The 20,456-nt window shown below is 74.3% G+C and carries 24 protein-coding genes and 1 pseudogene; 12 read left to right on the top strand and 13 right to left on the bottom strand.

Translation table 11 applies throughout. The features are described from left to right. The first annotated feature begins 70 nt into the window (after window positions 1–70). Window positions 71–1,036 (top strand): NAD(P)-dependent alcohol dehydrogenase, encoded by a 966-nt coding sequence (locus HNR12_RS02865; RefSeq protein ID WP_179770359.1) that lies wholly within the window; start codon window positions 71–73, stop codon window positions 1,034–1,036. 46 nt (window positions 1,037–1,082) lie between these two features. Here the strand turns inward: HNR12_RS02865 and HNR12_RS02860 are convergent, their stop codons facing one another. Next, on the bottom strand, window positions 1,083–2,138 hold the full coding sequence (locus HNR12_RS02860) for a cation diffusion facilitator family transporter (protein ID WP_179765978.1): 1,056 nt from the start codon (window positions 2,136–2,138) through the stop codon (window positions 1,083–1,085). A 79-nt stretch (window positions 2,139–2,217) separates the two neighbouring features. Between HNR12_RS02860 and HNR12_RS28165 the strand changes: the two genes are divergently transcribed. Both HNR12_RS28165 and HNR12_RS02850 read left to right on the top strand, forming a co-directional pair. Beyond that, window positions 2,218–2,679: an ArsR/SmtB family transcription factor gene (locus HNR12_RS28165; RefSeq protein WP_246424989.1), complete on the top strand. Its 462-nt coding sequence runs from the start codon at window positions 2,218–2,220 to the stop codon at window positions 2,677–2,679. After that, window positions 2,679–3,065: a hypothetical protein gene (locus HNR12_RS02850; RefSeq protein ID WP_246425256.1), complete on the top strand. Its 387-nt coding sequence runs from the start codon at window positions 2,679–2,681 to the stop codon at window positions 3,063–3,065. Before HNR12_RS28165 ends, HNR12_RS02850 begins: the two co-directional genes overlap by 1 nt. Window positions 3,066–3,135: 70 nt before the next feature. On the opposite strand, the gene HNR12_RS02845 is transcribed toward HNR12_RS02850, so the two are convergent. Further along, on the bottom strand, window positions 3,136–4,032 hold the full coding sequence (locus HNR12_RS02845; protein ID WP_179765976.1) for an LLM class flavin-dependent oxidoreductase: 897 nt from the start codon (window positions 4,030–4,032) through the stop codon (window positions 3,136–3,138). A gap of 113 nt (window positions 4,033–4,145) precedes the next feature. Next, window positions 4,146–4,718 carry a TetR/AcrR family transcriptional regulator gene (locus HNR12_RS02840; protein ID WP_217782986.1) on the bottom strand — a complete coding sequence of 191 codons (573 nt, stop codon included), beginning with the start codon at window positions 4,716–4,718 and terminating at the stop codon, window positions 4,146–4,148. Between the two features lie 127 nt (window positions 4,719–4,845). Here HNR12_RS02840 and HNR12_RS02835 point away from each other — a divergent pair. The 3 genes and pseudogenes from HNR12_RS02835 to HNR12_RS02825 all read left to right on the top strand — a co-directional run bounded on the left by HNR12_RS02835 (window position 4,846) and on the right by HNR12_RS02825 (window position 6,832). Further along, window positions 4,846–5,584: pseudogene (locus tag HNR12_RS02835) on the top strand (class I SAM-dependent DNA methyltransferase). A 124-nt stretch (window positions 5,585–5,708) separates the two neighbouring features. Next, window positions 5,709–6,197: a nuclear transport factor 2 family protein gene (locus HNR12_RS02830; protein ID WP_179765974.1), complete on the top strand. Its 489-nt coding sequence runs from the start codon at window positions 5,709–5,711 to the stop codon at window positions 6,195–6,197. Beyond that, window positions 6,143–6,832 carry an MmyB family transcriptional regulator gene (locus tag HNR12_RS02825; protein ID WP_179770358.1) on the top strand — a complete coding sequence of 230 codons (690 nt, stop codon included), beginning with the start codon at window positions 6,143–6,145 and terminating at the stop codon, window positions 6,830–6,832. Before HNR12_RS02830 ends, HNR12_RS02825 begins: the two co-directional genes overlap by 55 nt. Window positions 6,833–6,850: 18 nt before the next feature. Here the strand turns inward: HNR12_RS02825 and HNR12_RS02820 are convergent, their stop codons facing one another. Then, window positions 6,851–8,008, bottom strand: coding sequence for a helix-turn-helix domain-containing protein (locus HNR12_RS02820; RefSeq protein ID WP_246424988.1), 1,158 nt, complete (start codon window positions 8,006–8,008; stop codon window positions 6,851–6,853). A gap of 128 nt (window positions 8,009–8,136) precedes the next feature. Between HNR12_RS02820 and HNR12_RS02810 the strand changes: the two genes are divergently transcribed. After that, window positions 8,137–8,676, top strand: coding sequence for an SgcJ/EcaC family oxidoreductase (locus tag HNR12_RS02810; RefSeq protein ID WP_218901842.1), 540 nt, complete (start codon window positions 8,137–8,139; stop codon window positions 8,674–8,676). Window positions 8,677–8,771: 95 nt separating this feature from the next. Here the strand turns inward: HNR12_RS02810 and HNR12_RS02805 are convergent, their stop codons facing one another. The 4 genes from HNR12_RS02805 to HNR12_RS02790 all read right to left on the bottom strand — a co-directional run bounded on the left by HNR12_RS02805 (window position 8,772) and on the right by HNR12_RS02790 (window position 11,438). Next, window positions 8,772–9,092 (bottom strand): GNAT family N-acetyltransferase, encoded by a 321-nt coding sequence (locus HNR12_RS02805; protein WP_179765972.1) that lies wholly within the window; start codon window positions 9,090–9,092, stop codon window positions 8,772–8,774. Beyond that, window positions 9,092–9,763, bottom strand: a complete 672-nt coding sequence (locus HNR12_RS02800) for an FMN reductase (RefSeq protein ID WP_179765971.1) — start codon at window positions 9,761–9,763, stop codon at window positions 9,092–9,094. The genes HNR12_RS02805 and HNR12_RS02800 overlap by 1 nt, the downstream gene beginning before the upstream one ends. Further along, the gene (locus tag HNR12_RS02795) at window positions 9,760–10,851 is read right to left on the bottom strand and encodes an LLM class flavin-dependent oxidoreductase (RefSeq protein WP_179765970.1); all 1,092 of its coding nucleotides are present in this window, start codon (window positions 10,849–10,851) and stop codon (window positions 9,760–9,762) included. Before HNR12_RS02795 ends, HNR12_RS02800 begins: the two co-directional genes overlap by 4 nt. Before the next feature lie 164 nt (window positions 10,852–11,015). Next, window positions 11,016–11,438, bottom strand: coding sequence for a hypothetical protein (locus tag HNR12_RS02790; protein WP_179765969.1), 423 nt, complete (start codon window positions 11,436–11,438; stop codon window positions 11,016–11,018). 156 nt (window positions 11,439–11,594) lie between these two features. Between HNR12_RS02790 and HNR12_RS02785 the strand changes: the two genes are divergently transcribed. The 5 genes from HNR12_RS02785 to HNR12_RS02770 all read left to right on the top strand — a co-directional run bounded on the left by HNR12_RS02785 (window position 11,595) and on the right by HNR12_RS02770 (window position 15,000). Then, a complete protein-coding gene (locus HNR12_RS02785) occupies window positions 11,595–12,257 on the top strand; it encodes a DUF998 domain-containing protein (RefSeq protein ID WP_179765968.1) in 663 nt (220 codons plus the stop codon). Between the two features lie 44 nt (window positions 12,258–12,301). Then, on the top strand, window positions 12,302–12,667 hold the full coding sequence (locus HNR12_RS02780; protein ID WP_179765967.1) for a YciI family protein: 366 nt from the start codon (window positions 12,302–12,304) through the stop codon (window positions 12,665–12,667). After that, window positions 12,664–13,212, top strand: a complete 549-nt coding sequence (locus HNR12_RS28160; protein WP_246424987.1) for a sigma factor-like helix-turn-helix DNA-binding protein — start codon at window positions 12,664–12,666, stop codon at window positions 13,210–13,212. The genes HNR12_RS02780 and HNR12_RS28160 overlap by 4 nt, the downstream gene beginning before the upstream one ends. Next, window positions 13,212–13,901, top strand: a complete 690-nt coding sequence (locus HNR12_RS28155) for an RNA polymerase sigma factor (protein WP_338119836.1) — start codon at window positions 13,212–13,214, stop codon at window positions 13,899–13,901. The genes HNR12_RS28160 and HNR12_RS28155 overlap by 1 nt, the downstream gene beginning before the upstream one ends. A gap of 175 nt (window positions 13,902–14,076) precedes the next feature. After that, window positions 14,077–15,000 (top strand): aminoglycoside phosphotransferase family protein, encoded by a 924-nt coding sequence (locus tag HNR12_RS02770; protein WP_179765966.1) that lies wholly within the window; start codon window positions 14,077–14,079, stop codon window positions 14,998–15,000. A gap of 549 nt (window positions 15,001–15,549) precedes the next feature. On the opposite strand, the gene HNR12_RS02765 is transcribed toward HNR12_RS02770, so the two are convergent. The 5 genes from HNR12_RS02765 to HNR12_RS02745 all read right to left on the bottom strand — a co-directional run bounded on the left by HNR12_RS02765 (window position 15,550) and on the right by HNR12_RS02745 (window position 20,269). Beyond that, window positions 15,550–16,785 carry an epoxide hydrolase family protein gene (locus HNR12_RS02765; RefSeq protein ID WP_179765965.1) on the bottom strand — a complete coding sequence of 412 codons (1,236 nt, stop codon included), beginning with the start codon at window positions 16,783–16,785 and terminating at the stop codon, window positions 15,550–15,552. Window positions 16,786–17,198: 413 nt separating this feature from the next. Then, window positions 17,199–18,221: a hypothetical protein gene (locus tag HNR12_RS02760; protein WP_179765964.1), complete on the bottom strand. Its 1,023-nt coding sequence runs from the start codon at window positions 18,219–18,221 to the stop codon at window positions 17,199–17,201. Between the two features lie 9 nt (window positions 18,222–18,230). Then, entirely contained in the window at window positions 18,231–18,572 is a 342-nt protein-coding gene (locus HNR12_RS02755; RefSeq protein WP_179765963.1) for a hypothetical protein, read from the bottom strand. 190 nt (window positions 18,573–18,762) lie between these two features. Then, complete coding sequence (locus HNR12_RS02750) at window positions 18,763–19,521, bottom strand: MerR family transcriptional regulator (RefSeq protein ID WP_179765962.1); 759 nt, start codon at window positions 19,519–19,521, stop codon at window positions 18,763–18,765. 10 nt (window positions 19,522–19,531) lie between these two features. Then, on the bottom strand, window positions 19,532–20,269 hold the full coding sequence (locus HNR12_RS02745) for a DUF2268 domain-containing protein (RefSeq protein WP_179770356.1): 738 nt from the start codon (window positions 20,267–20,269) through the stop codon (window positions 19,532–19,534). Window positions 20,270–20,456 lie beyond the last annotated feature (187 nt).

Genomic DNA, 20,456 nt, shown 5'->3' with positions numbered 1-20,456 from the left:
GTGGGTGTGCGGCGGCCGTCCGGGGCCCCGCACCCGAAGCGACAGAATGGAACGTGGCAGCGTGAGCGAGATGCGTGCGGCCCTCTACGACCGCTACGGCCCCCCGGAGGTGCTGTACGTGGGCCGGGTGCCCGTGCCCGCCCCCGGCCCCGGCGAGGTGCTGGTGAAGGTGCGCGCCGCCGGCGTGAACGGCGGCGAGCTGACCGGACGGGCCGGGCGGCTTCGGGCGGTGACCGACAAGGCGGGGGGCGGCTGGCCCAAGCGGGTGGGCCTGGACTTCGCCGGCGAGGTGGCGGCCCTGGGCGAGGGGGCCGGCGGCGGGTGGCGGGTCGGCGACCGGGTGTGGGGGCTGGTCCCGCCCCCGCTGTCCTTCGGCAGCGCGGCCGAGTACGTGGCGGTCCCCGCCGACCGGCTCGCCCCGGCGCCCGCCGGCCTCGACCTCGTGGCGGCCGCGGCCCTGCCCGCCGTGGGCACCACCGTCATCACCGCCCTGCGCGACAAGGCCCGCCTGGCCGCCGGCGAGCGGCTGCTGGTGCGCGGTGCGAGCGGCGGCGTGGGCAGCGCCGCCGTCCAGCTCGGCCGCGCCTACGGCGCCCACGTGACCGGCCTGGCCGGCGCCGCCAACCTCGACCTCGTGCGGGAGCTGGGCGCCGACGAGGCGCTGGACCACCGCGCCGTGGCACCCGGCGACCTGGGGCGGTTCGACGTCGTCCTCGACACCGTGGGCACCGGCCTGAGCGCCTGGCGCCGGCTGCTGACCCGGCGGGGGCGCATGGTGGCGGTCACGGTCGACGCCGACCGCCTCGCCGCGTCGCTGGCCTACATCGCCGCGTCGGCCGTGTTCGGGCGCCGCCGCGTGCGGTTCTTCCGCGGCGACCCCGGCGGCGAACTGCTCGCCGAACTGACGCTGCTGGTGCAGGGCGGCGCGCTGCGGCCGGTGGTCGACACCGTGTTCCCCCTGGCCGACATCGCCAAGGCGCACGCGTCGCTGGAGGCCGGCGGCGTCCGGGGCAAGCACGTGGTGCGGGTGGCGTGAGGGCACCGGGGCCGGGCGCGCGCCGCCCGGCCCCGGCCCGCGCTCCTCAGCCGTGGTGGGCCAGACCCCGGTGGGCGGTCTCGGCGCCGGTGTCGGGCTCCACATGCACGGTCGCCGCGCCCAGCCGGGGCACCGCCGCCATCAGGGCGCGCTCGACCTCGTGGGCGATGCCGTGGCCCCGGGCCACGCTCAGCCCCGCCTCCACCGCCACCGACAGTTCGGCGCGCAGCGTGTGGCCGATCCAGCGCATCCGCACCTCCGACACCCCCGACACCCCGGGCACGGCCGCCGCCGCGGTCTCGCACATCTCCACCTCGGCGGGGTCCACGGCGTCCAGCAGCCGCGCGCCGACCCGCTTGGCCGCGCCGTAGGCGACGAACGCGATGGCCACCGCCATGGCCAGGCCCACCAGCGGGTCGGCCGCCGGGAAGCCCAGCGCCACCCCCGCCGCGCCGCCCACCACGGCCAGGCTGGTGAACCCGTCGGCGCGGGCGTGGGCGCCGTCGGCCACCAGCGCGGCCGAGCCGATGCGCCGCCCCACCCGGATGCGCCAGCGCGCCACCAGTTCGTTGCCGGCGAACCCGATCACCCCGGCGGCGGCCACCGCCCACAGGTGCTGCACCGGACGGGGGTCGGCCAGGCGGTGCAGCGCCTCGTAGCCGGCCAGGACGGCCGAGGCCGCGATGAGCACCACCACCACGACCCCGGCCAGGTCCTCGGCCCGGCCCAGGCCGTAGGTGAAGCGGCGGCTGGCGGCCCGCCGCCCCAGGAGCAGGGCGATACCCACCGGAACGGCGGTGAGCGCGTCGGCGAAGTTGTGGACGGTGTCGCCCAGCAGCGCCACCGACCCGGTCGCGGCCACGACGGCGGCCTGCGCGGCCGCCGTGGCCATCAGCGCGAGCAGGGACCACACCAGCGTGCGCATCGCCAGACCGCTGGACTCCAGCGCGGAGTCGAAGCGGTCGGCGGTGTCGTGGCTGTGCGGGGTGAAGGCGTGCAGCAGCCGGGCCCGCAGCGTCGCGCCGTGCCCGTGGCCGTGCCCATGGCCGTGGGCGCGGCCGGGGTGTCCCTCGCGGTCGCGGTGGTGGTGCCGGTCGGCCATGGCAGGAGCCTTTCGGGGAAGCGTCGACAGGCGCCCGCGGGTGTTGCGGCGGGCGCGGCGCATCCGACATTATGCAAACATGCACGCGCATGACAACACACCGGGTCGGCCCCCCGAGGGCTCCGACGAGCAGTACGGCGCCGCCGCCGAGGTCCTGGGCCTGCTGGCCGACCCCACCCGGCTGCACCTGCTGCGGCTGCTCACCACCGAGCAGGACGTGTCGACCCTGACCGCCCAGGTGGAGGCGTCGCGCTCCTCGGTGTCCCAGCACCTGGGCCGGCTGCGCCTGGCCGGGCTGGTCACCTCCCGCCGCGAGGGGCGCCGCATGCTGTACCGCATCACCAGCGACCACCTCGCCGCCCTGGTCGAGGAGGCGCTGGGCTACGCCTACCACGCCGTCCACGACATCCCCCACCACCGCGCCGCCGCACCGGCCCCGCGCCGCAACGGCGCCGAACGCCGCGGACAGCCCGCGCCCCCGACCGGCGGTGACGCCGCGGCCCGCGGGGGGCCCACCACCGGCGGTACGCTGGCCCCGTGATGCGCACAAGGGCGGGTGGACGGTGGTTCGTCGCCATGCCGGCCGCCTGCGCGGCGCTCGTCTCGGGATGCTCGGGGGCGGTCGCCCCGGAGGCGCTGCCCGGCGTGTACCGCAGCGACGACGGCGGGCGGATCGAGCTCTCGGCCGAGGGCACGTTCGCGGCCACCGGTGTGACCACGAGCGAGGGCGCGGGTCCGGTCGACTTCAGCGGCAGCTGGGAGTACGAGGACCCGGGCACGTCGAACGACTTCGTGTACCTGGGCGTCGAGGACGGCGGGCTCGGCATGACCGGCGGCGTCCAGCTCTACGTAGAGGACCGGGACACCCTGTACTTCCAGTCCGATCCGGACGGGCCGGTCACCCAGGAGCTGCACAGGACGGGGTGAGCGCCGCGGCGGCGCGTCATCGCCCCGGCCCGCTTGGCGGGCGGTCGAGCACGCCGCCGGCGCGGCTGGCTCAGCCGGCCGCGGTGGAGACGAGCGCGCGGGCCCGGGCCAGCGTCTCGGCCTGGTGCTCCCACCGGGCGCCGTCCAGGCTCAGTCCCACGCCCTGGGCGCCGGCCTCCGCGTAGGCGGCCAGGCGCTCGGCCACCTGCTCGGGGCCGCCGGTGACGGGCAGCCGTGCGGCGCGCTCCTCGGACATGCCGTGGGCCTCCACCAGGGTGCGCACGAACCCTTCGACGGCGGCGGGGTCGTCGCTGAGCACGGCGTGCCCGCCGACGGTGACGGCGGGCACCGGCCGTCCCAGTTCGTCGGCGATCTCGCGCAGCCGCGCGGTCCCCTCGGCCAGTTCCTCGGGTGTGACCAGCGAGGGCGCCCAGCCGGCGCCGTGGCGGACCGCCCGGCGCATGGCCGCCTCGGAGTTGCCGCCGACGAGGACGGGCGGCACGGGCGCGGACGGGGCGAGGGTGATCGCACGTCCGCCGCTCCCGGGGACGGCGGTGGCCTCCCCGCGCAGCAGGCCGGGCAGCGCGGCCAGGGCGGCGTCCAGCCGGCGCCCGCGCCCGGTGGCGGCGGCCCCGGCCGCCTCCCAGAACGGCGCGTGGGGGAACCCGCCGATGCCCACGCCCAGCACCACCCGGCCGCCCGAGACGTGCTGCAGGGCCTGGACCTGGGCGGCGACCAGGGCGACGGGGCGCAGCGGCAGGCTCAGCACGCCGAACTCCAGCCCGATGCGGCGGGTGCGCCCGGCGGCCGCGGCCAGCACCACCACAGGGTCCAGGCCGGGGGTGCCGTCGCCCAGCAGCAGGTCGGGCACGCCCAGGGAGTCGTAGCCCAGTTCCTCCAGGAACGCCGCGCGGTCGAGGTCGGGTGCGCCGGCGGGCGTGGCGGGCAGGGTGGTGCTGATGCGCATGGCGGTTCCTCACGGTCGTCGGTCGAGGGGACGCGGCCACGCTAGGACCTCAATCATCGTTGAGGTCAACCCGCGGTCGGGGGCGCGTACGGCCGGGTGCCGCGCCGGACCCCTCAGAGGGCCACGATGCGGTCGACCGCCGCCTCGACCAGGCGCTCGCGCTCAGCCTCGGTGAAGACCTCGGGAAGGGTGAGCTGCTCCACGATCAGCCAGTTGAACGCCAGGTAGAGCAGCTTGACGGCCGTGGCGTCGCCGGGCAGGCCGGAGTCCTGGTGGTAGGAGACGTTGGCCGCGACGTCGGCGCGCACCCGCTCGGTCAGCACCGCGCGCAGGTCGGGGCGGCGGGTGGCCTCCAGGCGCAGTTCGAGCAGGGCCAGGTAGCCGGTGCGGAAGGCGCTGATGCGCGCGACCAGTTCGCGCATCAGCGCCGCGTAGGTCTCCCGCGTCGGCTCGGCGGAGCGCTGGCGGGCGACGGTGGCGTCGTCGGGCTGCAGCCGCTCGTAGACGCGCGCGCCGGCCTGGGTGAGCAGGTCGTCGCGGTTGGCGAAGTAGTTGGAGGCCGTGCCCACCGGCACCCCGGCCTCGGCGTCCACGGCGCGGAACGTCAGCCCGCGCGCCCCCTCCTTGGCCAGGACCTCGATCGCCGCGTCGACCAAAGCCGCTCTGCGCTCGTCGTTCCTGCGCACCATCGCTCCGCCTTCCGTTGGGTGACCACTGCGGCCACAGTACTACGGGTGACGACCTTTGCCGCCGGGCGGGAGCCGCCGGAAAACGGGAGGCGCCGCCGGGGAGGTCCGGCGTAGCGTCGTGCGCATGGACGACCATGCGGACCACTTCGGCGAGAGCGTCGCCGCGAACTACGACACCTCCTCCGCCGCCATGTTCGCGCCCGAGGCCGTGGAGCCCGCCGTGGACGTGCTGGCGCGCCTGGCCGGGGAGCCGGGCCCTGGAACTGGGCATCGGCACCGGGCGCATCGCCCTGCCGCTGGCCGGGCGGGGGATCGGCGTGCACGGCATCGACCTCTCCGAGGCGATGGTGGCGCGGCTGCGCGCCAAGCCCGGGGCCGAGCGGATCGGAGTGACCATGGGCGACTTCGCCACCACCCGGGCGCCGGGCCGCTACGGCCTGGTCTACCTCGTCTTCAACACCATCATGAACCTGACCTCCCAGGACGCCCAGGTCGACTGCTTCCGCAACGCCGCCGCACACCTGGAGCCCGGCGGCTTCTTCGTGATCGAGGTGGGCGTGCCCGACCTGCGGCGGCTGCCGCCCGGCCAGAACGCCGTCCCCTTCCGCACCGACCCCGGGTCCTGGGCCGTGGACGTCTACGACGTGGCCACCCAGCACATGAGCAGCAACTACCTGGAGGTGGCGGAGGGGCGCGGGACCTACCGATCGATCCCCTTCCGCTACGTCTGGCCCGCCGAACTGGACCTGATGGCCCGCATCGCCGGCCTGCGCCCCCACGCGCGCTGGGCCGACTGGTCGGGCGCGCCCTTCACCGCCGAGAGCACCTCCCACGTCTCCGTCTGGCGCAGGCCGGAGGAGTAGCCGCCGCCGGGCTCGCGCGCCCTCCCGGCGCGGCACCGACTTGACCCCAACCATGGTTGAGGTAGTTGGCTGTCGTCCGGCGGCGCGCCCCGCGCCGCCCCCGGACGCGCGAAAGGGCACGACCATGGCAGACGCAGCAGGCGCAGAGAACACAGCGGACACGGCGGGCGCGACCGGCGCGGCCGAGGGCGTCCTGGTGGTGGGCGAGGTCTCCGCGGACACCCGCGCGGCGGTGATCGGCGTGGTCGAGGCGCTGGAGAAGGCGTTCAACGCCAAGGACCCGGTCGCCCTCGGTGAGCAGTACGGAGTGCGGGCGTCGTGGACCAACGCGGCGGGCAGGCGGCTGGACGGCCGCGCGGCCATCACCGAGTTCGCCGCCCCGGCCATGCGCGGCCTCCTGGCCGACTCCTTCGCCCGCTACCAGGTGGTCAAGCTGCTGGCCATCACCCCGGACGTGGTCGCGGTGAACGTGGCGCAGACGCCCACCGACCGCGGGGGGCGCCCGGTGGAAGGCGCGCACGGGGCCGCCCTGTACGTGATCGCCCGGCAGGACGACGGCTGGAAGATCGCCGCCGGGCAGAACACCGCCCTGGAGCCGGGGGCCACGGCATAGCGGCGGGTGGGGGCGAGGCCGCCACACCCGCCGCGCCCCGCCCCCGGGGTCCCGGGGAGCCGCTGGACCGCGCCGGCGTCCGTCGACATCCCGCAAGCATCCTGGACCTCCTGCGCCGCCTGCCCAACGCCGCGGCGATCGTGCTGTCGGCCACCGGCGAGGTACTGGCCTGGAACGACCTGGCGGCCGCGCTTTTGGGGGACTTCTCCGCCCTGGACCGGCGCGAGCGCAACCTGCTGCGCCGCGTCTTCCTGGCACCGCGCGGCAAGGCGCCGCTGCTCCACAGCCCCTCCGACGCCGAGGCGTTCGCCGCCGCCGCGGTGCGGCACCTGCGCGCCGCCGCCGCCCGCTACCCCGGCGACGCCGAGGTGTCCGCCCTGGTCGACGACCTTTTGGCCGGAAGCGCGGAGTTCGCCCGCCAGTGGGCCGCCCACGACGTGTGCGCCGAGCCCACCCTGCGCAAGACCGTCGACCACCCCCTGGTCGGCCCCATCACGCTGGACTGCGACGTCCTGGACATCGCCGACCGCGACCAGCGGGTCGTGATCTACACGGCCGAGCCCGGATCCCCGGCCGAGGAGGCGCTGCGGCTGCTCTCGGTCGTGGGCACCCAGCGCATGGACGTGCCCGGCTGACCCCGGCGGCCCCGCGAATCAGGCCCCGGCCGCGGCCCGTCCGGCGGCCAGCGCGCCCAGCGCGTCGGCGGTGAAGCCGTCCAGCGGATAGAACAGCTCGATCGCCAGCTCCGACAGCGTGACGTCGGCCGGCGCGCCGAAAGTGGCCATGGTGCTGAACATCGCCAGCTCCCCGGCGGGCGTGCGCACGCGCAGCGGCACCTGGATCGGGCTCTCCCCCGGCGCGCTCTCCGCCGCGGGCCGCGCCGCCGCGCCGGGCGGGTCGGGGTAGGCCAGCACCTCCTCGTAGAGGGCGCGCAGGTCGGGGTCGCCGGTGGCGTTGGCCTGGCGCAGCAGGCGCTCCAGGAAGAGGCCGCGCACCTCCGCCAGGTTGGCCAGGCGCGCGGCGAGCCCTTCGGGGTGCAGCGCCAACCGGAACACGTTGGGCCGCGGCTCCAGCAGGTGGGGGGCGACCCCCTCCATCAGCACGCCCATGGCGCGGTTGGTGCGCAGCACGTTCCACAGGCGGTCCACCACCACCGCCGGGTAGGGCTCGTGTGCGGCCAGCATGGCCTCCAGCGCCGAGCGGACCGAGGCCAGGTAGGCGTCGTCGAGTGCGCTCTCGCGGTAGGCGGGGGCGTAGCCGGCGGCCACCAGCAGGGTGTTGCGCTCGCGCAGGGGGATCTCCAGCGCCTCCGCCAGGCGCAGCAGCACCGCCCGGCTGGGCTGGGAGCGGCCCGTCTCGACGTAGGAGAGGTGGCGCGCGGAGGTGCCGGCCGCAAGCGCGAGGTCGAGCTGGCTGATCCGGCGCCGCCGGCGCCACTCCTTCAACAGCGCCCCCGCCGGGGGCGGCGCGTGGGTGTCCATGCCGGGCAGCCTAGGCCACGCCCGGGTGGGCGCCGTCATGACCTCGGAGGTTATTGAGGCGCTGACCGGCCGGGTGGGAGGGTCGCTGCCGATGCGGCCCACCGGGGGCCGCACCGAGCGGGAAGGCACCACGATGAGCACGGACAACGCGGGCAGGAGCACCCCGCGCGCGGCGGTCGAGGGCGCGGCGGCGCGCCCGCTGCGCCGGGTCCTGGCGGTCGACGGCTGGAGCACCGCCGGCTTCGGCGTCGTCCTCCTGGCGGCCGCCCGGCCGCTGAGCGGTGTGCTGGGGCTGCCCACCGCCTGGTCGGTGCCCTTCGGGGTGGCCATGCTCGGCGGAGCCGCCGCGCTGGGCCTGATCGCCGCCCGGCCGCGGATCCCGGCCGGGCTCGTGGCGGCCGTCGCGGCGGGAAACGCCCTGGCGGGGGGCGGCGCTGGCGGTCCTGGCGCTGGCGCCGGTGCTGCCGCTCACCGGCTGGGGCACGGCGTTTCTGCTGAGCGGGACCGCGGTGGTCGCGGTCTTCGCGGCGCTGGAGTACGCGGCCCTGAGACGCGCCGCGGCGCGGACGCGGGCGGAGGAGGCGGCGGCCGAGGAGCGCCTGCGCGGCCTGGTGGCCGCCCAGCAGCGGGCGTGGGAGGCGGGCGACGGCCCGGCGTTCGCCGCCACCTTCACCGAGGACGCCGACTTCGTGGCCGTCGACGGCTCCCACATCCGCACCCGCGCCGGGATCGCCGCGGCCATGCAGGAGGGCTTCGACACCTTCATGAAGGACACCCGCCTCACCGACCCGCGCACCTGGCACATCCGCTTCGCCGGGCCCGATGTGGCCGTGGTGGTCACCGGCGGCGTCTGCGTCCTGTGGCCCGGCGCCAAGACCGGCCGCCCCCAGGACCTCTCCATTCAGACCCGGGTGGCCGTCCGCGAAGGCGGGACCTGGCTGTTCACCACGTTCCAGAACGGCCGCATGCGCCCGCCGGAGCCGCCTCCGGAGCGGTGACCGGCCCCCCTCACTGGGCCACGACCGCAGGCTGGCGGTGTGGGACCTGGAGGCGGCGGTCGCGGCGCACCGCGCCTGACTCGGCCCCGCCGGCCTCATGCCAGGCCGAAGTGCGCCCGGCGCGGCTCGGGGACCAGGTCGCGGTACTCCTCGTGCTCGGCGATGAACCGCGCCACGCAGCAGCACTCGGGCAGCACGGCCTTGCCCAGCCCGCCCACCGTGTCCAGGGCCTCGGCCAGGAGGCGGTCGCGCAGCTCGGGCGAGCCCGGGTCGACGGAGGTCGCCACGAAGACGACCGACCACTCCCCCGCGTCGTAGCTGGTGTAGCCGCTGAGGCGGCCCGCCTCCAGGATCTCGAACCGCCCGGCGGCGGGGTTGTCGCGGACGGTGGCGGTCTCGGTCGGTGCGGTGGACATCAGCGCCCTCCTGGTCTGCGTACGGCCGCGAGCCGCTCCTCGAACGGCACCACGGCGTCCTCGTCCTCCGCCTCGGCGGTGGCCTCCGCGCCGCGCGGGCGGGGCCGGTCGAGCATGAGCGCCGCCAGTTCGCCGGCGGCCCGGTCGATGCGCCGCGGCAGGTCGGCGGTGTAGGGGTCGCCCCCGGCGCCCCAGTCGTCGGAGGCGGCGAAGACACCGGTGGGCACGGTCAGCGCGCGCAGGTAGGCGAACAGCGGGCGCATCGTGTGCTCCAGCACCAGCGAGTGGCGCATGGTGCCGCCCGTGGCGGCCAGCAGGACGGGCTTGCCCGCGACGGCGGTGTCCTCCAGCACGTCGACGAAGGACTTGAACAGCCCGCTGTAGGAGGCGGTGAAGACGGGGGTGGCCGCGATGAGCCCGTCGGCGCCGGTGACGACGTCGACCGCGGAGCGCAGCCCGCTGCCGGGAAAGCCCGTCACCATCGCGTTGGCGATGTCGGAGGCGTGCTCGCGCAGCTCCACCACGCGCACGGCCGGTGCCGCGCCCTGCTCGGTGAGCCGGTCGGCGGTGGCGGTGGTCAGCCGGTCCACCAGCAGCCGCGTGGCGGAGGGTTGGCCCAGTCCCGCCGAGACGGCCACCAGGCGGAGCGGTTCGGGCGTCGGGGCGCTCATGTCGGTTCGGGCTCCTCGGTCGCGTCGGCGAGCAGGCTCGCGTGGGTCGGGGCGTCGGGCACCCGGTCGGGGCGGCCCAGGGCGAACTCCTTGCGCAGGACCGGAACGACCTCCTCGCCGAGGATGTCGAGCTGCTCCAGGACGGTGTCCAGCGGCAGCCCGGCGTGGTCCATCAGGAACAGCTGCCGCTGGTAGTCGCCGAAGTACTCGCGGAACCTCAGCGTGCGGTCGATGACCTCCTGCGGGCTGCCCACCGTCAGCGGCGTCTCGGCCATGAACTCCTCCAGGGAGGGGCCGTGGCCGTAGACGGGGGCGTTGTCGAAGTAGGGGCGGAACTCGCGGACGGCGTCCTGGGAGTTGGGGCGCATGAACACCTGCCCGCCCAGCCCGACGACGGCCTGGTCGGGGTCGCCGTGGCCGTAGTGGGCGAAGCGCAGGCGGTAGATGCGGATCAGCCGCTGGAAGTGCTCCTTGGGCCAGAAGATGTTGTTGGCGAAGTAGCCGTCGCCGTAGTAGGCGGCCTGCTCGGCGATCTCGCGGCTGCGGATGGAGCCGTGCCAGACGAACGGCGGGATCCCGTCGAGGGGGCGGGGGGTGGAGGTGAAGGACTGCAGCGGCGTGCGGAAGCGGCCCTCCCAGTCGACCACGTCCTCGCGCCACAGCCGGTGCAGCAGCGCGTAGTTCTCCAGAGCGAGGTCGATGCCCTGGCGGATGTCCTTGCCGAACCACGGGTAGACCGGGCCGGTGTTGCCGCGCCCCATCATCAGGTCCACGCGGCCCTGGGCCAGGTGCTGCAGCATCGCGTAGTCCTCGGCGATCTTCACCGGGTCGTTGGTGGTGATCAGCGTGGTGGCGGTGGACAGGACGATCCGCTGGGTGCGCGCGGCGATGTAGCCGAGCATGGTGGTGGGCGAGGACGGCACGAACGGCGGGTTGTGGTGCTCGCCGGTGGCGAAGACGTCGAGCCCGACCTCCTCGGCCTTGAGCGCGATGCGGACCATGGCCTGGATCCGCTCGTGCTCGGTGGGCGTGCGGTGCGTGACGGGATCGGGGGTGACGTCGCCGACGCTGAAGATCCCGAACTGCATCGATGTCCTCCTGGCCCGGTGGCGGCGCGGGCGCCGGACTGCGTGCGTCCGCACCCGGCCCGCTACCCCTCCCCGCCGCCGGCCACACGGGGCGGCGGGCACTGACGGGCAAAAGTGAACGCCCCGAACGGCGGCGGCGGTTCGGGGCGGGCGGAAAGGCCCGGTCAGACGCGGGTGGCGGTGGAGGCGTACCCGCCGCCGGGGTAGACCCACGCGCCGGCGAGCGTGGTGTCACCGGCGTCGAAGGCGCCCTCGAAGTAGGCCGGGCCGCCCCTGGCCCCGGCCCAGATGGTCAGCCGGTCGCCGTCCAGGTCGTACACGTAGTCGAAGGTGTTGCCGGCCGAGTCGTAGTACCGCGACACCACGTCGGTCCCGGTCGGCTCGCCGAACGGGCGCAGGTTGCCGATGATCTCCATGCCGGTGACCGGCTCGCCGAACTGGGTCAGCTCGACGTGCTGGACCAGGAAGAACCGGCCGGGCATCCACTCGTAGCGCACGGTCCCCTCCGCGCCGCCGGTGACCTTCCAGGTGCCGACCAGGCGGTCCAGGGCCTGCACCGCGGGACTGGGCTGCTGGGTCTCGAACATGTCGTCCTCCTCTGTGGGGTTCTCGCCGGTACGTCGGAGGCCCCGGCCGGACCCTGACGCGAATTTCCTGTGTCCTGGATCACAGCCAATCGGTGTCAAGGACCCCGGTCCGGGTCCGAGGTGGCGAGCGAGAACCCACCACCAAGGGAGGACGCCATGACCGCCACCTCTGCCCCCGCCACCGCCGCCGGCACTCGCGTCCGCGCGGCCGCTCAGGCCTCCGGGCGCCTGCTGCTGGCCGGAGCGCTGTCCGGGCCGCTCTTCTTCGCCTCGGCGATCACGCAGATGCTCACCCGCGAGGGCTTCGACATCACCCGGCACCCCATCAGCCAGCTGTCGACCGGCGACCTGGGGTGGATCCAGATCCTCACCTTCGTCCTCGCGGGAGCGGGGGCGCTGGCGCTGGCCGTCGGCACCGGGCGCACGCTCACCGAGGGGACCGGGCGGCGGGCGCTGCCTGTCCTGGTGGGCGTCTTCGGCGCCGGGCTGGTGGCGGCCGGGGTCTTCACCATGGACCCCGAGAACGGCTTCCCGGTCGGCACCCCTGGGGGACCGGTCGAGCACATGTCCTGGCACGGCATCGCGCACTCGGCGTCCGCCGCCGTGGCCTTCACCGCGCTGGCCGTCGCGGCCGTCGTGATGACCGTCCGCTGCGCCCGCCGCCGGGCACCGCTGCCCGCCGTGCTGAACGCCGCCGCCGCGCTCGTGCTGCTGGCGCCGATGTCGCCCGAGTACATGAGCGTCCAGATCGCCGTGAACGGCCTGGTCGCCTTCACCTGGACGACCGTCCTGGCGGTGGCGCTGCGGCGGGCCTCCTGATGCGCTCGTAACGTAGTCGGCGACGATCAACGATGGGGACCACCGTGAAATACCTGCTACTCGCCTACACCCCGGCCGCCGCGTGGGACGCCGCGACCGCCCCTTCCGAGGAGGCGCTGGCCGCCTTCGCGACCTACCAGAGGCTGGAGCGGGAACTGCTCGCCTCCGGCGAGTTGGTCACCACCGAGGGCCTGGGGCACCCGGCGGTCAGCACCACCGTCCACCGCGACGGCGGCCGGGTGGTCGCCACCGACGGCCCCTTCGCCGAACTCAAGGAGGTCCTGGCCAGCTTCGCCGTGATCGACGTGGCCGGCAAGGAGCGCGCGGTCGAGATCGCCGCGCGCATCGTCGAGGCGCTCGGCGAACCGATCGAGGTCCGCCCGATCATGGGCGAGGACTTCGCGGCATGAACCGCGAGCTTGAGCACCTGCTGCGCACCGAGGCGCCGCAGGTGCTCGGCGCTCTGGTGCGCCGCTTCGGCCGGTTCGACATCGCCGAGGACGCGGTGCAGGAGGCGCTGCTGGCCGCCGGCCAGACCTGGCCGGCCGAGGGCATCCCGGAGAACCCGCGCAGCTGGCTCATCCGCGTCGGCTACCGGCGCATGGTCGACCTGCTCCGCTCCGACCAGGCCCGCCACCGCCGCGAGCAGGAGGTCGGAGCGGCCGAGCTGGCCATGCGGGAGCCCGAGCGCCGGGCCAACCCCGCACCCGGGACCGACGACAGCCTGACCCTGCTGCTGCTGTGCTGCCACCCCGCGCTGGACGCCACCGCACAGGTGGCACTCACGCTGCGCGCGGTGGGCGGCCTGACCACCGCCGAGATCGCCCGCGCCCACGGCACGACCGAGCCCACCATGGGGGCCCGGATCAGCCGCGCCAAGCAGCGGCTGGCCCGCGCCAGCGCCCGATTCACACCCCCCACCGACGCCGACCGCGCAGCCGCGTCGCCGCCGTGATGCGGGTGCTGTACCTGATCTTCAACGAGGGCTACACCGCCACCGCCGACGACCGGCTCGCCCGCGTCGACCTGACCCGCGAGGCCATCCGGCTGACCCGCATGCTCCACGCCGCGCTCGCCGACGACCCCGAGGCGACCGGGCTGCTCGCGCTGATGCTGCTCACCGAGTCCCGGCGCGCCGCCCGTACCGCCGACGGTGACCTGGTCCCCCTGGACGAGCAGGACCGCACCATGTGGGACCGGGACCTGATCGCGGAGGGCACCGCTCTCATCGACGGAGTCTGGAACCGCGGCCAGGCGGGCCCCTACCAACTCCAGGCCGCGATCGCCGCCGTTCACGCCGCGGCCTCCACACCCGACCAGACCGACTGGGCCCAGATCGCCGTGCTGTACCTGTGGCTCGAACGGCTCACCCCCACCGCGCCGGTCCGGCTCAGCCGTGTGGTGGCGGTGGCCCACGCCCACGGCCCGGCCCGCGGCCTGGCGCTCCTGGACGACCTCAACCAGCGCCACCACCTGGACCGGCACCCGCTCACGCGGCAGCGGGAGCACGCGGTCCGCGCCCACCTGCTCCAGATGACCGGAGACACCGCGCGGGCGGCCGCGCTCTACCGCCAGGCGGCCGACCTGACCGCGAACCGGGTGGAGCAGCGCTACCTCCTCGGCAGAGCCGGCGACCTGGCCTGAGCGGCGCGGAGACCGGAAGGCGACCGCGTCCGCGGGCTCCCCCGGCGGCGGCGCGCCGACGTGGGCAACGCCCGCCGGCCCGACGTGTTCGGCCAGGGCGCCCTCGGCCGTCCCGGGCCGCCCCGGTAGGTTGCGGCCCTGCACGCGGTCCCGCTCACGGAGGCACGGTCGGAACATGGTCAAGGCGGTCGAGGTCCCGCAGACGCTGGCGGCGTCCTACACCCGAGGCTTCGGCGAGGAGGGCCGGGCCTGGATCGCCGACCTGCCGAGGCTCGCCGCGGACATGCTGGACCGCTGGGCGCTCAAACGCGACGGCGCGCCCGGCGCCGGGGAAGCCTCGCTGGTCCTGCCGGTGCTGCGCGCCGACGGCACGCGCGCGGTCCTCAAGCTGCAGATGCCCCGAGAGGAGACCGCCGCCGCGCTCATCGGGTTGCGCACCTGGAACGGCGCGGGCATGGTGCGGCTGATCGACCACGACCCCCAAAGCGGCACCATGCTCCTGGAGCGGCTGGACGCCGCCCGCACCCTGGCCTCGGTCGAGGACGACGACGCCGCGATGCGGATCCTCGCCAGGCTGCAGGCCCGGCTCGTCGGTGTGCCCGCGCCGCCGGGACTGCGCGGCCTCGGCGAGATCGCCGCGGACATGCTGGCACGGGTTCCCGCGGCCGTCGCGGCTCTGGCCGACCCGGCGGACCGGCGGATGCTGCGCGGCTGGGCGTCGGTGGTGGCCGACCTGGCCGATGAGCCCGGCGACCGCATGCTGCACTGGGACCTGCACTACGGCAACGTCCTCGCCGCCCACCGCGAACCGTGGCTGGCCATCGACCCCGAGCCGCTCGCCGGCGACCCCGGCTTCGATCTCTGGCCCGCTCTGGACAGCAGGTGGGACGACGTCGTCGTCAAGGGCGGCGCCCGGCGCGTGGTGCGGCGCCGCTTCGACCTGCTCACCGAGGTCCTCGGCCTGGACCGCGCACGCGCGGTCGGCTGGACGCTCGGGCGGCTGCTGCAGAACGCGCTGTGGGACGTCGAGGACGGCGCGACCGCACTGGAGCCGTCCGCCGTCGTGATCGCGGAGGCGCTGCCCGCCCGGGGGATCTAGCCGCACGCGGCCTTCGGCCCCCAGAGGCCCACTGCGCCCCGCAAGACGATGGACAGCGCTTGGCCGGGCCCCACGGCCGGGAGCCGGCGGGCGTCGTCGCCGGGATCGGCGCCTTCACCGTCCGACCGGAACGCGCCGTCGCCGTGGGCGTCTGCCCACGCGGCCGGTCGGCGCTCCTGCCCCTGCCCCGCTCCAGCGGCCGGACCAGGCAGTTGAACAGCTGCCCGGCCGCGGCCTGGCGCCGGCAGGCTCGGCCCCCGCCTCGATCCCGCCGCCCCTGGCTCCCCCGCTACGCCGAGAGACCCAAATACGTTTGTGTTTAACGTTTTCAACGTTACGTAATACGAAACAGCAAACGCTAGTATCGCCGGAGCATCCCGAATTTCTCACCTCCGATAAGTGAACCTTAACGGGGGTGACGAGAATGCGATACATAGGTTGGTACACAACGGAATCCCGGTGCGGAGAACAGCCCCGGACGCGGCGAGGCCCCCGCCCCGGTTTTCCCGGGTGCGGGGGCCTCGTGGTGTGCGGGCGGAGGGCGGTCGCTCAGGGCCGGCGGCCGTGGAAGGTGCGGCGCAGGTCGCTCACCCACGCCTCGGGGTTCTCCCACGGGATGAAGTGGCCGCCGTGGTCGTGGGCGTTGACGTTGACGTGGTTGAACCAGGCGCCCTGCGGGCCGTTCTTGAACGCCGCGACGCGCTCGGCGGCGGTGTGGATGCCGGGCGGGTTCTCGTAGGTGACGAAGGTGAGGCCGACGGGGGCCTGCACGACCGGGGTGCGGTCGTGGGAGGGCTCCCAGGGGTAGCGGTTGGCGTTGGCGTAGTAGCGCATCGACGTGGCGATGGAGTTGTTCACCCAGTAGATCGTGGCGTGGGTGAGCATGTCGTCCTTGGTGAAGACCGACTCGACGTCGCCGCCGTTGTCGCTCCAGGAGCGCCAGCGCTCCAGCAGCCAGGCGAGCAGGCCGGCGGGCGAGTCGCTCAGCGCGTGGGCCAGGGTGGCGCCGTCGAGCATGTGCACGGTGAGGTGCGCCGCCGAGCGGTGGTCCATCTCGATGATCCGGGCGCGGATCTCGGCGGGCTGGTCGTCGGTCAGCGGGCGGTTGCGGGCGAAGTCCCAGGCGCGGGGGCCGGTGAAGAAGTCGAGCGGCAGCCCGGAGCCGATGTGGATCCCGTACAGCTCGTCGGCGTACTTGTGGCCGAGCTGGCTGGTGACGATCCCCCCGATGTCGCAGCCCCCGGCGGCGTACCTCTCATACCCCAGGGTCTGGGTCATCAGGGTGTGCCAGAGGTCGGAGACCTTCCAGAAGTTGACGTCGGGGAAGCCGGTGAGCGGGCCGGGGAACCCGAAGCCGGGCAGCGACGGCACGATGACGTCGAAGGCGTCGGCGGGGTCGCCGCCGAACGCGGCCGGGTCGGCAAGCGGGTCGATCACCTTCGACCAGTGCCAGAACGTCCACGGCCAGCCGTGGGTGAGGATCAGCGGGATCGGCCGGGGGCCGCTGCCAGGCTTGCGCATGAAGTGCACCGGGACGCCGTCGACGCTCACCTGGTAGTGCTCGTAGGCGTTGATGGCGGCCTCGGCCTTGCGCCAGTCGTAGCCGTCCCGCCAGTAGGCGACCAGTTCGCGCAGGTAGCCGGCGGGAACCCCGTAGGACCAGTCCTCGTTGCCCTCGTCCAGCGGCGGGCGGGTCGCCGACAGGCGGGTGCGCAGGTCGTCGAGGACCTCGTCGGGCACGTGGATCGGAACGGGCTTCAGCGGGAAGGCGTGTGGCGTGCTCATCGCGTGGTTCCTTACTGAGGTGTGCTCCGTCGGCCCTGTCGGGCGGCGGGCCGTGATGGCCTTGCCGCGGGAACCCTCACGGCCGCCCGGCCGTCGGCGGACGAACGAACGGCCACAGGCACAGCGAGCCCAGCGAACCAGGACATCCGGTGCGAAAGTGCGTCGCCATCCAACCAGGCGAACACACGAACGTACGGGGACCGATGGAGCGCCGGAGCGCCTCTCCGTCCAGGGCAGCACGGCGTTCCATCGGCACGCCCCCCGACGTCTCCCCGCGATCCCCGCCCCGCACCGGCGGCGCCCGGATCGCGCCGGCTTCGGGGAGCCGGAGAGCTCCGCGCTCATCCGATGCCGATTCGTGACACGGGTTGCCGCAGACCACACTTTTCCTGCCGGGGTGCCGCTGCCAGCGGTCAGCGAACGCTGGGAGCCTCGGACTGGACCACCCTCTCCTCCGCTTGGCGGGGCACCGTGGCCGGTGGCGCCCCGTGCGGGGCGTGCTCGCCGGTCAACTGGTCGGGCGCGGGGACCTCGGCCGCCCCTGTCCCGGGGCTGACCGCCCGGATGGCGGCCTCCTCGGTCTGGTCTTCGGTCTCCTGGCGCGGTTTGGGGCTGTTGTCCACCACGGCGTAGCGCAGCCCGGCGTTGAACGCCACCGGGTTGCGGTCGTCGTCGGAGCAGAAGGTGTGCTCGGGGTCGTTGCGCACGGCGTAGATGACGTGCTTCTCGGCGTACATCGCCGTGACGTAGCCCGCCGGAGCGCCGCCCTCGACCCCCACCGACTGCTCGAACATCTCGGTGTTGGAGAAGGACTGCTCATAGCCCAGGGTCTGGGTCACCGATCCGGTGACCTTGACGCCCACTCCCTTGGCCTCCACCCCGGCCTCGAAGCCCACCGTGACGCCCACGCTCTCGGTGTAGGCGTCGGTCTTGGTCTTGCTGATGCCCCAGCCGACCGTCTTGGTGATCTTGCCTCCTTCCTTGGCTCCGCGCAGGTCCAGGGAGGCGACCAGGGAGTAGGAGCGCCGCCGGCGCAGGGTGTAGGTCGGAGAGTTCTGCACGATCCAGGCCGCCGAGCGGGTCTTGTCCTTGACCGCCACGCACGGCACGACCGTCTCGCGGTCGATGACCGGGTTCTGCTCGGAAGGAATGTTGTCCGGGTCGGTGATCCTGGGCCGGACCAGGTCCTTGCCCTTGGTGGCCTTGACCGGCAGGTTGAGGACGTAGACGTCGCCCGGCTCCTCCCCGTAGACCGTGTCGCCGATCTTGAAACAGGACCAGTAGCCGGGGTCGGGGGCGACCATCACGCTGTTCTTCTCGATGATCTGGGTGGGCCGCTTGGTACGCAGCCTTTCGATCTTGAGGATTGTCCCCTCGGTGTGGAAGTACTTCTCACCGAGGGCTGCGTAGGTGACGCCGTTGATCGTCTCCTTCACGCACGCCACCTAGTCCTGGGGCACGCCGTCCTTGCCCGCCGCGTCGGAGAAGATGCGGTAGCCCGCGGGCGGTGTCCCCCTGAAGTCGCCGGAACTCATCTGGCGCCAACTGTCGGCGGGCCTGACCGCCTGGGTGGAGCTGTTGGTGGACTTGACCCAGGTGGTGATGGCGCCGGTATCGATCTGCCCGGTGAGGCAGTAGTAGTCCGATCCGGGGCGGGTGGTCTCGCCGGTGGAGAAGACCGCGGTGATCTCGCCGAAGGCGTATTCCTTGGAGTACGGCACGGGTGCCTCCTTCGTGATGGTGCGGGGGCGCAGCGCCCACCGGGTGTCCGGGGCGGTGCGTCCCACGGTTTCCAGGGCACAATCGATGTCGGGAGGCCGCAGACGCGCGCCGCCGACCTCCCCGGCTTGTCCGGCTACCCCGGCTTCTGGTGCGTCTGACCAGCGCACACGCAAATTCTCGGGAAGGCTGACCCTGCGGAGGACAAAGCCGCCGGATGGCAGCGTCCCTCCCCCCGCCGCGGCGGCGGTCGGCGGCCTACATGTGCGTCCGCGCGTAGGCGTGGAGGGCGTCGCGGACGAACGCCGCCCCCGCCTCGTCGTCGTACATGCCGGCGAAGCGGGGGTCGTCGACGTACATGTCGCCCAGGCCCCGCACCATGGCGATCGAGCGCTCGCGGTCGCCCTCGGCCGTGGGGGTGCCCGGGATCGCGCTCAGCCACCGCACGTGCCGGGCGGCCAGTGCCTGAGCGCGGTCCGAGGTCGGCGGGACGCCGGCCTTCGCCGCGGCGACCCACGCTGCGACCAGGTCGTCGGTGTCCTTCTTCCAGGCCAGCTGCTGGTCCAGGGTCTTGCCGTGCCACCAGTCGTTGCTCACCTGGTAGGCGCGCTCGCCCCAGCGCGACACCACCTCGTCCTTGTAGCGGTCGTTGAATCCCGACAGCATGACGTCCATCCGGGGCTCCGCCCCCGCCTCCAGGGCCTCCAGCGTGTGGCGCACCGCCCGGATCCGGCGTTCGATGCGGGCCCGCTCCTCCTCCAGCGCGGTGATGTGGGCGCGCAGGCCCTCGGCGGTGTCCACCTCGTCGGCCAGGACCTTGGCGATGGCGGGCAGGCCCATGCCCAGCTGGCGCATCAGCAGGATCCGCTGGAGCCGGGCGACGGCCGCGGGGTTGTAGTAGCGGTACCCGTTCTCACCGACGCGGGACGGCGGCAGGAGCCCGACGCTGTCGTAGTGGCGCAGGGTCCGGCTGGTGACGCCGGCCCGCGCCGCGAGTTCCTGGATCGTCCACTCCATCGGTCCAGTGTCACCCGCGGCCGAGCGCGGTCGCGATGACCTCGGCGCCCTGGGCGTGCAGGGCCTGCGCCGCCGTCTGCCCGGTCGCCGCCAGGTAGGCGTCGGCCAGCCGGTTGCCCGCGGCGTAGCCGGCGCCCATCGGCAGCCCCACCGGGGTGAGGCCGAAGCGCTCGGCGCTGGGGTCGCCGTGCACCCAGGCGGTGAAGTTCTCCATGCCCGTCACGTCGAGCCCGGTGAGCACCTTGGCGAAGACCGCGTCGTCGTCCAGGTGCGGCACGCCGATGCGGGTGGGGCCGAGGTCCTCGCCGTAGAGCTGCCGGGCGAACGCGTCGGCCAGGCCCTCGGAGACGATGTGGTCGCCGACGGTGACGGTGGTGGGGTCCCACACGACCCCGCCCGGGCCGAACCGCAGGTTGTGGTGGAGTTCGTGCACGGCGGTGGCCTCCAGCCGCGCCACGTTCTCGGGGTAGGGCCAGAGCGTGATCACGATGGTGCCGGAGATACCGCCGAACCCGGTCACGCCCTGGCAGGGGCCCATGAAGTGGGCGTCGCCCGGGTCGCCGAGCACGAGCAGCACGGTGATGTCGGGGGCCGCCAGCCCCGGTACGGCCGCCAGCAGCACGGCGAGGGCGTCGTCGAGGGCGCGCCGCATCCGCTCCCAGGCGCCGGCGGCCGCCAGGGTTTCGAGCGCTTCCAGGCAGCGCCGCTCGTCGCGGTCGAGGGGGAATCCGGACGACTGGAGGTGCATGGCCACCAGGTCGACCTCGCCGGGGTGGTAGGGGGTCGAGGAGGATCGGTACAGGATTTAGCGGTAGTACTCTCCGTGACGAAGATGACGGAGCGTGCAGTCGCCGGATCCTGAGCCGGGGTTCCTCGCCCGAGCGCTCCCTGTCCGAGAATCGATCGATTCTCGGACAGGCGCCCGGAACGCCGCC

Origin of the sequence: Streptomonospora nanhaiensis (genome assembly GCF_013410565.1) — a bacterium.
Lineage (GTDB): Bacteria > Actinomycetota > Actinomycetes > Streptosporangiales > Streptosporangiaceae > Streptomonospora > Streptomonospora nanhaiensis.
Note: the sequence above shows the minus strand (reverse complement) of the source record. Positions and strands in the feature narration are given on the sequence as shown.